This window comes from Streptomyces sp. NPDC033131 (assembly GCF_055578365.1).
This window is the reverse complement of sequence record NZ_JBVIPA010000066.1, coordinates 1-484: the sequence shown is the minus strand read 5'-3', so window position 1 is coordinate 484 and position 484 is coordinate 1. Positions and strand designations below refer to the sequence as shown.

The following is a 484-nucleotide window of genomic DNA, read 5'->3' as shown; positions in this document are numbered from 1 at the left end:
ACGGGGGGGGGGGGGGGGGGGGGGGGGGGGGGGGGGGGGGGGGGGGGGGGGGGGAGGAAGGGGGAGGGGGGGGGGGGGGGGGGGGGGGGGGGGGTGTTGGGGGACCCCCCCCCCCCCCCCCGAGGCCCATGGAAGAGGTCCGCTTCACCGACATCGAGCACCTCGAGTTCGACTGTAGATCCGAACAGCCGCGGCATGGACGCTTCCTGGCCGGCGGGTGTGAAGTGAACCTCGGAGGTAGATGGGGTGTGACCGAGGTACGTGCCAAAGAGGCCACGAGATGATCTTGATGGCCTGAGGGCTCGGCCCCGTATTCCAGAGGGACACGCGCGGTGTTCTGCCAGCGGCAGAACACCGGCCTGGCCGGGCTCGACGATCACTACAGTCCAGTCTCATGACGGCGATTACGACGCGTACGGTCGAGTATCCGGCCGACGGTTTGACGATGATCGGGCACCTCGCGCTCCCGGCCGGTGCCGACCGC

At 71.3% G+C, this 484-nt stretch carries 1 pseudogene; it reads left to right on the top strand.

What is annotated here, in order from left to right:
* Window positions 1-394 precede the first annotated feature (394 nt).
* Window positions 395-484 (top strand): annotated as a pseudogene (locus ACZ5XS_RS42475) (dienelactone hydrolase family protein); the annotation flags it as partial.